Annotated in this window: 11 protein-coding genes; 5 read left to right on the top strand and 6 right to left on the bottom strand. The window is 43.2% G+C overall.

Annotated features, from left to right (window positions below; all coding sequences use genetic code 11):
- Window positions 1–62: 62 nt before the first annotated feature.
- The 3 genes from ID165_RS15875 (at window position 63) to ID165_RS15865 (ending at window position 2720) form a co-directional block, all read left to right on the top strand.
- Window positions 63–1085 carry a ThuA domain-containing protein gene (locus tag ID165_RS15875; RefSeq protein WP_192345877.1) on the top strand — a complete coding sequence of 341 codons (1023 nt, stop codon included), beginning with the start codon at window positions 63–65 and terminating at the stop codon, window positions 1083–1085.
- Between the two features lie 69 nt (window positions 1086–1154).
- Entirely contained in the window at window positions 1155–2006 is an 852-nt protein-coding gene (locus ID165_RS15870; RefSeq protein WP_192345874.1) for a sugar phosphate isomerase/epimerase, read from the top strand.
- 261 nt (window positions 2007–2267) lie between these two features.
- The gene (locus tag ID165_RS15865; protein WP_192345872.1) at window positions 2268–2720 is read left to right on the top strand and encodes a GNAT family N-acetyltransferase; all 453 of its coding nucleotides are present in this window, start codon (window positions 2268–2270) and stop codon (window positions 2718–2720) included.
- A gap of 133 nt (window positions 2721–2853) precedes the next feature.
- Here ID165_RS15865 and ID165_RS15860 read toward each other — a convergent pair whose 3' ends face one another.
- The 4 genes from ID165_RS15860 to recQ form a co-directional block, all read right to left on the bottom strand.
- The gene (locus ID165_RS15860; protein ID WP_192345864.1) at window positions 2854–3309 is read right to left on the bottom strand and encodes a gliding motility lipoprotein GldH; all 456 of its coding nucleotides are present in this window, start codon (window positions 3307–3309) and stop codon (window positions 2854–2856) included.
- The gene (locus ID165_RS15855) at window positions 3302–4705 is read right to left on the bottom strand and encodes a regulatory iron-sulfur-containing complex subunit RicT (RefSeq protein ID WP_192345862.1); all 1404 of its coding nucleotides are present in this window, start codon (window positions 4703–4705) and stop codon (window positions 3302–3304) included. Before ID165_RS15855 ends, ID165_RS15860 begins: the two co-directional genes overlap by 8 nt.
- 133 nt (window positions 4706–4838) lie before the next feature.
- On the bottom strand, window positions 4839–6125 hold the full coding sequence (purD, locus tag ID165_RS15850; RefSeq protein WP_192345861.1) for a phosphoribosylamine--glycine ligase: 1287 nt from the start codon (window positions 6123–6125) through the stop codon (window positions 4839–4841).
- 14 nt (window positions 6126–6139) lie between these two features.
- Entirely contained in the window at window positions 6140–8317 is a 2178-nt protein-coding gene (gene recQ / locus ID165_RS15845) for a DNA helicase RecQ (protein ID WP_192345858.1), read from the bottom strand.
- 96 nt (window positions 8318–8413) lie between these two features.
- On the opposite strand from recQ, the gene ID165_RS15840 reads away from it, so the two are divergent.
- Together ID165_RS15840 and ID165_RS15835 are read left to right on the top strand one after the other, a co-directional pair.
- Entirely contained in the window at window positions 8414–9382 is a 969-nt protein-coding gene (locus ID165_RS15840) for an SIS domain-containing protein (protein ID WP_192345856.1), read from the top strand.
- An 8-nt stretch (window positions 9383–9390) separates the two neighbouring features.
- Window positions 9391–10461, top strand: coding sequence for a mannose-1-phosphate guanylyltransferase (locus ID165_RS15835; RefSeq protein ID WP_192345854.1), 1071 nt, complete (start codon window positions 9391–9393; stop codon window positions 10459–10461).
- A gap of 212 nt (window positions 10462–10673) precedes the next feature.
- Here the strand turns inward: ID165_RS15835 and rlmB are convergent, their stop codons facing one another.
- Both rlmB and ID165_RS15825 read right to left on the bottom strand, forming a co-directional pair.
- On the bottom strand, window positions 10674–11459 hold the full coding sequence (rlmB, locus tag ID165_RS15830; protein WP_192345853.1) for a 23S rRNA (guanosine(2251)-2'-O)-methyltransferase RlmB: 786 nt from the start codon (window positions 11457–11459) through the stop codon (window positions 10674–10676).
- Window positions 11432–12667 carry a GWxTD domain-containing protein gene (locus ID165_RS15825; protein WP_192345850.1) on the bottom strand — a complete coding sequence of 412 codons (1236 nt, stop codon included), beginning with the start codon at window positions 12665–12667 and terminating at the stop codon, window positions 11432–11434. Before ID165_RS15825 ends, rlmB begins: the two co-directional genes overlap by 28 nt.
- Window positions 12668–12694: the final 27 nt, after the last annotated feature.

Below are 12694 nucleotides of genomic sequence, written 5' to 3'. Positions count from 1 at the left end.
TTGACCACAGGACGAAAACCCTTAAAAGTTTTACTATTTTCCGCCTTCATTCTCTAACAACCATGAACAAATACTTCCTTAAGAAAACTGTATTTTTATTGATTTTGATTGTGCTAGGTTTAATCCCTTACGTTTCAGCCCAAAATGGCAAAACCTTCCTACAGTTTGTAGGTGAAGAGGGTTCCGGTAAAGGCAAGCATGTAGTGCTCATCTCCGGGGATGATGAGTATAGATCTGAAGAATCTATGCCGATGATGGCAAAACTCCTTTCAACTCATTATGGATTTAATACCACAGTATTGTTCCCCATCGAGCCGGAAACAGGCGATATTGTTCCAAGCCATCAAACCAATATTCCTGGATTGGAGTTTTTGGAAAATGCTGACTTGGTCATCATGCTGATCCGTTTTCGGGATTTGCCTTTAGAACAGATGAAATATTTGGACAATTATTTTAAATCAGGTAAACCTTTCATTGCTCTTCGTACATCGACCCATCCTTTCTCAATCAAAGACAAAAATTCTCCCTTTGCCAAATGGACTTGGAACAGTGAAGTTCCAGGTTGGGAAGGTGGATTTGGTCAGCAGATCATAGGAGAAACATGGGTAGCGCATCACGGTATCCACAAATCCGAAGGAACGCGCGCTTTGATAGACGGCGTAAACCGTGATGCCGATCATCCGATTTTGCGGGGTGTGGATGATATCTGGGCACCTACGGACGTGTATTCCATCAAAAATTTGCCTGCTGAAGCAAATGTTTTAATATATGGACAATCTACCGCCGGAATGACTCCTGAGGCTCCACTGATGTGGGATAAATCGATTATGCCTATTGCCTGGACGAAGGACTATTCGCTGGATGGTGGTAAAACAGGCAAAGTGTTGGGAAGTACCTTGGGGTCATCGATTGACTTCCAGGTGGAGGATATGCGCCGCCTGGTCGTGAATGCTTCTTTTTGGCTGCTTGATATGCCGGAGTCGGTGACAGCTGACATGAATGTGGATATTGTAGGCGAATATAAGCCTACAATGTTTGGGTTTGATAGCTTTCGAAAAGGAATGAAAGTGAGTGATTTTAAATAAAAAATTCCATAGATGAGAGTCTGCCAAACTTTGATTGGACTGTCCGTCTGTGGTCTGTGAACGAAAAAAATGAACAAAATAGGATTTAACGTGCTGGCATGGTCAGCGGAGATGTCGGAAGAGTTGTTGCCTGTTCTCGATCGCTTGAAAAAGATCGGATACGACGGAGCGGAGTTTTTTATTGGCGGGTCACCTGAGGAATCGTTCAAGTTGGTAGGCAGGCACTGTGCAGACATAGGCCTTGAAGTCACTGCGGTGACGGTGATGGGGGCTGAGCAAAACCCAATTTCTCCCGATGCAAAAATTCGGGCGGCGGCTAGGAAGCAACTTAAATGGGTGATCGACCGGGCGGCGGATTTGAATGCCCAAGTCCTTTGCGGGCCATTCCATTCGGGATTTACGGTTTTTGCATCTCGTGAACCTATGGAAGAAGAGTACAATTGGTCAGCTGAATACCTGCATACGATGGGTGATTACGCCTTGCAAGCAGGAGTTCTGTTGACTCCCGAGGCACTGAACAGATTCGAGTGCTACCTTTGCAATACCATGGAACAACTTTCTTACTTACTGGAGAAAGCAGATCACCCGAATGTCCGGGCAATGTTTGATACGCACCATGCGAATATCGAGGAGAAGAGTCTGGGTGAGGCGATTAAATTTATTGCACCGCAATTGGGACATTTCCATATCTCCGAGAATGACCGTGGGACTCCGGGGTCCGGTCATGTGAATTTTGACGAGACATTCAAAGCACTGGCTGACGTTCAATATAAAGGCTGGTTGACCATTGAAGGCTTTACCAGAAATGATCCCGCATTTGCAAATTCCATAGGTGTGTGGAGAAATTTTTCCGAACCTTGGGATATGGCAGAGAAGGGATATGGGTTGATCCGCTCAATGGGGGAGAAGTATGGATTGTAATAGACACAAGAGTATCAAGAATGGGATAAAAAGAACCATAAACATCAATACAAAAATGGTCTTTGTCCCAGGAAGACCATTTTTATTAATATATATATATCCGCTTTTTTGCCGCTAAAGAGATTAAAGCAAAAAAGGATTTGGTCATCACTAGCATTGAGGCTACTTCGGTCACCCGCCTTCGGTCATCTAACTGGATGAGCAAAGAAATTGTGGCTACTGCCATCATTGCGGATAATCATATTTATTTATCTTAATTCCATGATTACACTCACTCGCACTGATTCTTCCAATCCCGATTTTATGGCCTTGGTAAAGCTTCTGGATGCCTATTTAGCAGAAAAAGACGGGCAAGCCCACGAGTATTACAATCAATTTAATACCATTGATATGCTGAAAAATGTGGTCGTTGGCTATGAAAATGATATTCCCGTGACCTGTGGGGCAATCAAGGAATTTGATTCTGATACCATGGAAGTAAAACGCATGTTTACCAAGCCTGAGTTCAGGGGCAATGGATTGGCTTCAGGAGTGTTGTCGGAACTTGAGGATTGGGCCGCTGAACTAGGTTATGAAAAATGTATACTCGAAACTGGCAAGAGGCAAGTGGAGGCAGTCGCGTTATATAAAAAGAAAGGCTACGCTACTATCCCGAATTATGCACAATACATTGGAATTGAGAATAGTGTGTGTTTTGAAAAAGTTTTGAAATGAGCTGTTGTCCGCAGATTTTCGCAGATCTTTTAAAGAAGTGTAATCCGGATTGGATGATTGAAATCAAAATCGGCGGTAATCAGCGTGGATTTTCAGCGTAAATCAGCGGGAAATTTTTGCTTCAATCAGTGATTTACTCCAAAATCTTAATGCCCACAGCTTCGACACCGGGTAATTGATCTTGGCGCATATACTGTAGAAGCATAACGCTTTTAGTCTTAGTGTCAAATAGGAAAGGAAGTGTATCATAGCGAGTGTATGAGCTTCCAAATCCACCTCCAAGAGGTTCTCCTGATTTAGGGTCAAATAATGTAATGTTTATCAATCGGTTGTCTAAAATTACGCCTGATGAGTCTTTACTAATGATTTTTAGGTAACAGTTGGAGAAGGAGTATTCCTCATTAAACTTTATTGCTACCAGATCAGGAGAATTGATCAGTTTCACATCACTAAGGTCGAAAACAAGACTGTCGTTTATACTCCAATTGTGATTTGGCAGACTGTGAAATTCTTCATAAATCCGCCCATTTGTACATGCCCCGAATAGGAGCGGCAGTAATACAAATAGGCAGTGCTTTACCTTAATCATTTCCGGATTTATTTGGATTTGGGCCTTCGTTTTTCCGTGGCGGAAATTTCTTTTTTCCCTGAGGTTTCGGTTGAGTGTCTCCTGTATTTATATTTCCGTTATTAGTGCCATTGCCTTTTGGTTTTTGAACGTTTTGTCTTTTAGGAGAGCCATTTTGAACTTTTGGGGATTGATTCTGCGGAGAAGAAGCCTGCCCGGCATTTGCTTCTGGATTTCTTGGTTTGTTTCTGTTTTTGTTGTTTCTGCGCTTTTTCGGTTGTTCTCCCGCTGGCCTTTGATTTTGAGGAGTATTTTGCTGAGCCTCAGGTTTATTTTGTTTTTTAGCTGGTTTATTGGTGTCTTGCTGGTTTCTGTTTCCTCCTGCGTTTTTGTTTTGCGGACGAGGTTTTTTCTTACGTTTAGGGCTGGTATTGGCAAATTTCTTATCCAAAAGTTCCAATTCTCTCGTTGACTTGGCGGCCAGATCTTCAATTTCTGAAGCTTCATTATACTGCAGAGTGAAGACCTTTTGGCCTTTTTCATTGATAGCCTGAATCTCTTTCACCCGATCGCAAGTGATACTGTGCCAGTCGTTGTCGTTGTTATAGCTGAACCACATCAGCTTTCGGAAGATATCAGTTTTTTGCAGTTTGGCAGGACCGGATTCTGTCTGAAGCGGACGGTCAACGGACGGGATGTCTTTGATTGCATCCATGTAAGTGTCCAATTCATAATTAAGGCAGCATTTCAGCCTACCGCATTGTCCGCTCAGTTTTCCCGGATTTAGGGAAAGGTTCTGGTATCTGGCTGCGGAAGTACTTACATTTTTGAAGTCTACCAGCCATGTAGAACAACATAACTCTCTTCCACAAACTCCTATTCCTCCAAGTCTTCCCGCTTCTTGGCGGAGGCTGATTTGGCGCATTTCTACTCGGATTCTGAATTCTCCTGCGAGCACCTTGATCAATTCCCGGAAATCAACGCGGTCATCTGCAGAGTAATAAAAAGTAGCTTTGGAATTATCTGCCTGATATTCTATGTCAGACATTTTCATTTTAAGTCCAAGTTCATCTACAATCTGCCGGCATCTATATAGGGTAGGGATTTCTCTGTTTTGAGCCTCTCCCCATTTTTCCATATCCTTTTGATTGGCGATACGGTATATTCTCAGGATTTCATCATCGTCTCTGATTTTTCTTTTCTGCATTTGAAGACGAACGAGTTCACCTTGCAGTGATACATAGCCGATGTGATGTCCACTGGGAACATCCACCACTACGGGATCACCGGTGTTTAGGGAAAGAAAATCCACATTTCTATAGTAATCTTTTCTTCCTCCTTTGAATTTTACTTCCACAATGTCAAAGTTGTCTACCTCGGGAATTCCCATGTGAGATAGCCAGTCGAAGACATTCATTTTATTACAATCACTCGTGCCGCAAGTGCCGTTACTTTGGCAGCCTCCGGTACCTCCTGTGGAGGTCGAGCATGTGCTACATCCAGACATAATATATAGACAGGGCGAGAGCCCCGGATAGTTTTGGGTTTATTTACATTAAGTTGAGGATATCCATCCCGATATCCTTGCGGTAGTACGCTTGATCCCATTGGATCCCTTTCACGGTGGTAAAGGCATTGCTCAATGCTTCTTGCAATGATTCCCCTGTGCCGGTCACGGCGATCACCCGACCTCCTTGATTGACTAGTTCTCCATTTTCATTTCGGCCTGTTCCTGCATGGAAAATTTCAGCACCGATTGAGGAATCGGGTAAGGAAATGATTTTTCCTTTTTCATAAGATCCCGGATATCCCCCGCTGACCATCACTACTGTAGTAGCATAGCCGGGAGAGATTTTTAATTCATAAGAATCCAGTGTTCCTGTTCCTATGCCATAAAGCAACGCCAAGAAATCACTTTCAATTCTAGGAAGAACGGCTTCTGTTTCCGGATCACCCATTCGCACATTGTATTCAATTACTTGAGGTTCGCCGTCCTTATTCATCAGTCCAATGAACAAAAACCCCTTATAAGGAATGCCTTCCTTGGCTAGGCCCTCTACGGTTGGCCTCACCACCTTTTCTTCCACGTTAGCCATAAAGGCCTCATCAGCGAAAATAACGGGGCTCACAGCCCCCATTCCTCCTGTATTCAGTCCTGTGTCGCCTTCTCCTATGCGTTTATAGTCTTTCGCCTCCGGTAAAATCTTATAGTTCTTTCCATCTGTGGCTACGAAAACAGAAAGTTCGATTCCTGTCAGGAATTCTTCGATTACGACTTTGGAGGACGCTTCTCCGAATTTCTGATCCAAAAGCATTTCCTTCAAAGAAGTTTTTGCTTCTTCCAAAGTCAGGCAAATAAGCACTCCTTTACCCGCAGCAAGTCCATCTGCTTTTAATACTATTGGGAGGTTTTGGGTATCCAAATAAGCTAATCCTGCATCCAACTGATCTGCAGTGAAAGTCTCGTAAGCTGCGGTAGGAACGTTGTTCCGCTGCATAAAACGCTTAGAAAAGTCCTTGCTTCCTTCCAAGGTCGCACCAAGCTGAGATGGGCCTACAACAGGAAGATTAGCTGTTTCGGGTTGGGCTTGAAGGAAATCTACGATTCCTTTAACCAAGGGCTCTTCCGGTCCTATGACTAGCAGGTCGATGCTTTTAGAGATGATAAAGTCATGGATTGCCTCAAAATCAGTGATATTGATCCTGACATTGGTAGCGATGTTTTCTGTGCCGGCATTGCCGGGTGCTACGTATAGATGGGTACAATCTTTACTTTGTACAATTTTCCAGGCGAAAGCATGTTCTCTGCCTCCGCTTCCTAATAAGAGTATATTCATTGACTCAGTTCAAGTTAATTAGCATGCTCTGAGATGAATTTGATTCGATAGACCCGCAATTCATCTTCTGCAAAATCTTCATCCTCCAATTCTTCGAGTGCTGCTTTGATTTGATCACTAGTAGCATTCATGAAATAGTCGTGGAGCATATCCTCCCTTTCTTCATCCATGATGTTTTCTATGTAGTAATCTATATTTAGTTTTGTTCCGCTATAAATGATCTGCTCGATTTCATGAAGCAGTTCACTCATACTCATGTTGAGGTTTTCTGCTACCTCATCCAAGCCTACCTTGCGGTCGATTTGCTGGATTATAGAAATTTTTACTTTAGACCTAGTCCCTGACGATTTCACTACTACGTCTGAGGCGGTCTCGATCTCATTCTCCTCTACGTAGTTTGCAATTAATTTCAGGAATGAAGCCCCGAATTTAATGACTTTTCCCATACCCACGCCAATGATTTGCGCAAGCTCTTCCCGGGAGGTTGGATATACTGTTGCCATTTCTTCCAATGAAGGATCTTGGAAGATAACATAAGGAGGAAGTCCTTTTGAGCGGGCTACCTTTTTCCGTTCGGCTTTTAGCAGCTCAAATAGTTTTTCATCATAAGCGATACCGGTGCTAATATCTATCTCAGTCTGTCCTGTTTGTACTTCTGCGGCGAAATCGTGGTCATGATGGAGCTCAAGTTCAAACGGGGAGCTCAGAAAATCTTTACCCTTAGGCGTGATCTTGAGCACACCGTAGTTTTCGATGTCCTTATCGAGCATGTTCAGAATCATTACCTGGCGGATCACACCTATCCATGTCTTTTCCGAGGTCATTTTACCTTTCCCAAAAACCGGTAATTTATCATGGGAATAGCTCAGTACGTAATCTGTTGATTCTCCTACGATGACTTTCACCAGATGGTCTAGTCCGAAGCGTTGATTGGTTTGTTGGGCCGCTTCCAGAACAGTAAGTACCATGTCCATTCCCTTGAAGGTCTCGCGAACCCGCTTACAGTTGTCGCAAAAGCCACAATCGTCATTCATCGTCTCGCCGAAGTAATTCAGAATAAATTTCCTTCTGCACACACCTGTCTCGGAGTAGGCTGCCATTTCCTGCAAGAGAATTTTGGCATTTTCCCGTTCAGTGACCGGTTTGTCCTTATTGAACTTATCCAACTTTATGATGTCTTCATATCTGTAAAACATGAGACAATGCCCCTCTAATCCATCGCGGCCGGCACGTCCGGTTTCCTGATAGTATCCTTCCAGAGATTTTGGTACATCATAATGGATTACATAACGGACATCCGGTTTATCTATTCCCATTCCAAATGCAATAGTAGCCACAATCACATCCAGTTCTTCATTAAGAAAATCATCCTGCGTCTTGATTCTAACAGAGGAATCCAGCCCCGCATGATATGGGGCGGCATTGACTTGGTTAACCTTCAGTAGTTGTGCTATTTCTTCTACTTTTTTGCGGCTCAGGCAATAGATGATTCCGGATTTTCCCTTGTGCCCTTTGATGAACTTGATCAGATCTTTCTTCGAATCGTTCTTTACTTTCGGGCGGATCTCATAGAAAAGATTGGTTCTGTTGAAGGAGGATTTGAACAGGTCTGCCTCTTCCATCTGGAGATTGCGCTGAATGTCCTGCTGTACTTTTGGAGTAGCGGTGGCGGTCAGTGCTATTATCGGTAGATTGGGAGCGATCTGGGCAATTATCGATTTAATCCTTCTGTATTCCGGCCGGAAATCATGTCCCCATTCGGAGATGCAGTGCGCTTCATCAATTGCCACAAAGCTAAGTTCTGCGGATTTCAGGAACTCGACATTCTCTTCCTTGGTCAAAGATTCAGGTGCTACATATAGAAGTTTCGTTTTCTTGTTGAGCACTTCACTCTTCACTCTTGTAGCCTCCGATTTATTCAAGGTTGAGTTCAGAAAGTGGGCATTGATCCCAAGTGCCTGCAACTGATCCACCTGATTTTTCATCAAAGCTATTAAAGGAGAGATTACTATCGCAGTGCCATCCTTGATTACGGCAGGCAATTGATAGCATAAAGATTTGCCGGCACCCGTAGGCATTATGACGAATGTATTTCGCTTACTAAGCAAATTGTCAACGATCAACTCCTGGTTTCCCCGGAATTGACTGAATCCAAAGATTTTTTTGAGCTCTGCTTTTACTTTTTCTTCCACTTGTTAAGGGGCTAAGAGGGTAACTAAAGCCTGTAAACAGGAATGATTTATTACATTTATACCCAGGTTCAAAATTAGTTATAAACCCAGGTAAAATTGAATTTAGCTAAAAATATTAGAAATACAGCCACAAGGGTATTGCAAAACGAGGCTCAGGCCGTGTTAAATCTTGTGGATTTTTTGGATGGCGATTTTGAAGCCTGTGTAGAGCACATTTTGGTTTCCAAAGGCAGGGTGGTAATTACCGGTGTGGGCAAGAGTGCAATCATTGCCAATAAGATTGTCGCTACCTTAAATTCAACGGGGACTCCAGCATTGTTTATGCACGCAGCGGATGCAATCCACGGTGATTTGGGGATGATATTGGAAGATGATATAGTCATTTGCATTTCCAAGAGTGGCAATACGCCGGAGATTAAGGTTTTGGTTCCGCTGCTCAAAAGATTGGGATCCAAACTTGTGGCTTTGGTGAGTAATACCAAAAGCTTCTTGGCTGAGAATTCGGATTATGTATTGAATGCCACTATCAGTGAGGAGGCATGTCCCAACAATCTGGCACCCACTACAAGCACTACAGCACATTTGGCACTTGGAGATGCCTTAGCAGTTTGCCTTCTTGAAGCAAGAGGATTCACTTCTGAGGATTTTGCCAAGTACCATCCGGGCGGGTCATTGGGCAAGCAGTTGTATCTGAGAGTCGGAGATGTGCTGGGTGGGGGAGAAATACCTCTTGTGGACGAAAACGCAGGATTGGCTGAGGTGATACTTGAAATATCAGGAAAAAGACTAGGTGCTACTTCCGTGGTAGATGCGAAAGGGAAGCTGAAAGGGATTATTACGGATGGAGATTTGCGGAGAATGCTTCAAAAATCACTTGATATTCAATATCTTAAGGCTTCAGATATTATGAGCATAAATCCGAAGTCAATTTCAACCCAAGAATACGCCATTCGCGCATTAAATATGATGAAAAATCATAATATCACTCAACTAGTGGCAATGAATGGGGATAAAATCGCCGGTTTTGTCCATATTCATGAATTGATGAAAGAAGGAATCGTTTAATTTTTGGCATGCACAATAAACCCTATATTCTAATAATGGCCGGTGGTATCGGCTCTCGATTTTGGCCATATAGTCGTAGAAAACGCCCCAAGCAATTTCTGGATATACTAGGTACAGGACGCTCACTCTTGCAAATGACGTTTGATCGGTTCACCGAAATTGCCGAGCCGGAGCAGTTTGTAGTCATTACTTATCGGAAATACCTCGCCCTTGTCAAAGAGCAGCTGCCTGAGCTGAAGGATCATCAGATTCTTACCGAGCCGATGCGGAAAAATACTGCTCCCTGTATTGCATATGCTACCTATAGCATTCATTCCAAAGATCCAAACGCTGTGATTATCGTAACTCCGGCAGATCACCTGATTTTGCAGGAAAAGAAATTTACCAAGACACTTACGAAAGCTATTGAGGCTGCCGATGACGGAAAATTAATCACGCTTGGGATCAAGCCGAATAGGCCCGAGACGGGCTATGGCTACATACAGTATATAGAAACGGCCGAGACTCATGCATTCAGGGTCAAAACATTTATTGAAAAACCAAATCCAAAACTGGCAAGAACATTTTTGGAAAGCGGAGATTTTGTGTGGAATTCAGGGATGTTTGTCTGGAAAGCGGAGAGTCTGATTCAGGCTTTTGAAGAACATATGCCGGACATGGCGGAGTTGTTCGAAGAGGGGAGAGATGTTTTTGGTACAGCAGAAGAAGCCGGGTTTGTGGCCACTGCCTATGCCCAAATGAAAAATATCTCGATTGATTATGGGATCATGGAAAAATCAAGTCAGGTTTATGTGATTCTTGGGGATTTCGGATGGTCAGATTTGGGCTCATGGAATAGCCTATATGATATGAGAGATAAGGATGAAAACAACAATGTGGTGGAGGCAAATGCAATCCTCTACGACACTGAAAGTAGCTACATCAAAGTAAGCGGAAATAAGCTGGTGGTAGTTCAAGGTCTACAGAACTATCTTGTGAATGAGACGGATAATGTGCTGTTGATCTGCAAACTTGACGCTGAGAAAAAATTCCGTGAATTTGTGTCAAACGCAAAAAAGAAAGGAGAAGACTTTATATAATGGTGGCGAGTAGTCGAGAATCCATAGTCCATAGTTAAAAGGCCGCAGACCACGGGCCACCGCTCATTGGCAGTATACCCGGGACTGACCGCACACTCCTTTGGTAAGGTGCATTAAAACTTCTTGCTACCGGCCGGAAGCTTCTTTGGTGAAACACAACAACACACTAACTTGTACGACTGCAACTGACCACCAATCACTATCCGCTAACCCTACGACAACCCTTGTGTTCTCTGCCTGATCGCTTCGTAAATAGCTACACCGGCCGATACAGACACATTGAGGCTTTCAATTCTTCCTGCCATGGGGATTTTGACTTTTTCATCTACAATCCCCATCAGCTCAGTAGAAATCCCATCTTCCTCTGATCCCATTACCATAGCCACAGGAACAGATAAGTCGGTATCATACATTGTTTTGTCTGTCTTTTCGGTGATGGCTACCAAGACCAAGCCCGATTTTTGAAGATCTCTACAGGTGTAAAAAAGGTTTCTTACCCTTACCACAGGAAGGAAATTCAATGCCCCCACAGAAGTTTTGATAGCGTCAGAATTGATCTGGGCACTTCCTTTTTCCGGGATTACTATAGCATCTACGCCTGCGCATTCCGCTGTTCTGGCGATAGCTCCAAAGTTTCTTACATCAGTGATCCTGTCAAGAATCAATATTAGAGGAGCCTTTCCTAAGTTAAAGCAGCTTTCGATCACGTGATCCAAAGACGCATATTCTATGGAAGACATCTGGGCTACTACGCCCTGATGGTTTTTACGCGTGATTCTGTTGAGTTTTGCATCAGGAACGCGGACTACAGGGATTTTTTCGTCTTTGCAAAGCTTGATCAGTTCCTTGATCAAATCATTGTTGATTTCCTTCTGGACCAACACCTTGTCAATGTCTTTGCCTGCGTGGATAGATTCCATCACCGCTCTTGTGCCAAAAATAAAGTCTTTTTCGTGTTCGCCTTTTTCAATCAAAAAGCCATCTTTCCGCTTCTCCATATGGATATGTTTTTGAACCAAACCGGCTGATAAGCCCGCGAGCGGTTCAAGGTGTAATAGTGTGGGCTAAGTATGTTTTTAACCCGTGCAAAGGTAAAGCGAATTCTTGAACTCTCGTTGGTTCCTCCATAACTCCATTCTTCCCGGTCTAAATAAAAATTAACTTCCTCGGGAGGTCCCATCACCACATAGACCATGCCTTTGTCTGTTTTCCAGCCTTCTTTGAAGTCTGTAAATAAAATATTGGCGAATTCTATCTGCCGAAAATACTCGCGGATAAGCTCTTTGGCTGTATCAGGATTTCTGGTAAGCCCGATCCAATAGGCATCCAACGCTTTCTTTTTGTCTTCAGCAGACTTTAGATTTTCGTGTTCTTTTCGTGTAGAAATATAAGTAACCATGTCTACCATTTCGTCCCAGTCTCTTACTTTCGGGAAGGCTTCGTGGGTTGTCCTTAACAAAAGACCTGAGCTGGCTGCGGTATCACTCTGGATGAAATAGTACCCGATTTGGTCAAAGGATTTGGGGATGTTTTCCAAGAAATCGCCTTCATCTATGACTTGTAGCTCTCTGGGAACAGCCGCTGGCTTGGTCTCCATCGGAGGATAGGGCACTTCCAATGTGACAGGGTAATAGAAGCTATGAAGATTTGGCCCCCCGTTTGACTTAAACAGTAATGATTCTCCTACGTTGAGGTAGTTTTGATCAAAGGACACATTGTTTGCATAATAGGCACCGAAGTTTGCTTGATCGAAGATGTAGCTGCTTTTGATGTCCGTGGAATAGTAATATTCGTCACCCTGTCTGGTGTCCAAGGCTGAAAATAATGCGATGGACGTTTCGGTGTTGCCCGGTATCTCAATTGTTTTTTCGAATACCCAATGTCTGTCCGTATCATATTTCAGATCATCCGAGGTCAAAATTGTAGTATTATCTGATAAAATTTCCTCATTGTAACTGCCTAAGATGGAATAGGTAAAGCTAAAGGAATTAAAATCCGGGCTTTCTTCGATTTTTTCTGCCTGAAATTGCAGGGTAAAACTCGTCTCAGATTCTTTGATAGGGATGACTTTAAGTGAAAGTCTAGAGTATCTTGAATAGCGAAGTGTCTGATTTAGACTGCTTAGTGTTTTTTGAGCAAAGATGGGTATTGCAGTTCCTGCAAAGAGAAACAAAAAAATCAGGAGTCGGCTTGTTTTACAGTTCATCGGGTATTGATCTCGGGTTTTCAAAAT

This window comes from Algoriphagus sp. Y33 (genome assembly GCF_014838715.1).
GTDB lineage: Bacteria > Bacteroidota > Bacteroidia > Cytophagales > Cyclobacteriaceae > Algoriphagus.
This window is presented reverse-complemented; position numbering and strand designations above follow the sequence as displayed.

What these genes read in the sequence shown, in the direction of transcription:
- ID165_RS15870 (WP_192345874.1), top strand. Translation starts at nt 1,155, where the DNA reads ATGAACAAAATAGGATTTAACGTGCTGGCATGGTCAGCGGAGATGTCG.
- ID165_RS15860 (WP_192345864.1), bottom strand. Translation starts at nt 3,309, where the DNA reads ATGATTAAGGTAAAGCACTGCCTATTTGTATTACTGCCGCTCCTATTC.
- ID165_RS15865 (WP_192345872.1), top strand. Translation starts at nt 2,268, where the DNA reads ATGATTACACTCACTCGCACTGATTCTTCCAATCCCGATTTTATGGCC.
- ID165_RS15855 (WP_192345862.1), bottom strand. Translation starts at nt 4,705, where the DNA reads ATGAATGTCTTCGACTGGCTATCTCACATGGGAATTCCCGAGGTAGAC.
- purD (WP_192345861.1), bottom strand. Translation starts at nt 6,125, where the DNA reads ATGAATATACTCTTATTAGGAAGCGGAGGCAGAGAACATGCTTTCGCC.
- rlmB (WP_192345853.1), bottom strand. Translation starts at nt 11,459, where the DNA reads ATGGAGAAGCGGAAAGATGGCTTTTTGATTGAAAAAGGCGAACACGAA.
- ID165_RS15835 (WP_192345854.1), top strand. Translation starts at nt 9,391, where the DNA reads ATGCACAATAAACCCTATATTCTAATAATGGCCGGTGGTATCGGCTCT.
- ID165_RS15825 (WP_192345850.1), bottom strand. Translation starts at nt 12,667, where the DNA reads ATGAACTGTAAAACAAGCCGACTCCTGATTTTTTTGTTTCTCTTTGCA.
- ID165_RS15875 (WP_192345877.1), top strand. Translation starts at nt 63, where the DNA reads ATGAACAAATACTTCCTTAAGAAAACTGTATTTTTATTGATTTTGATT.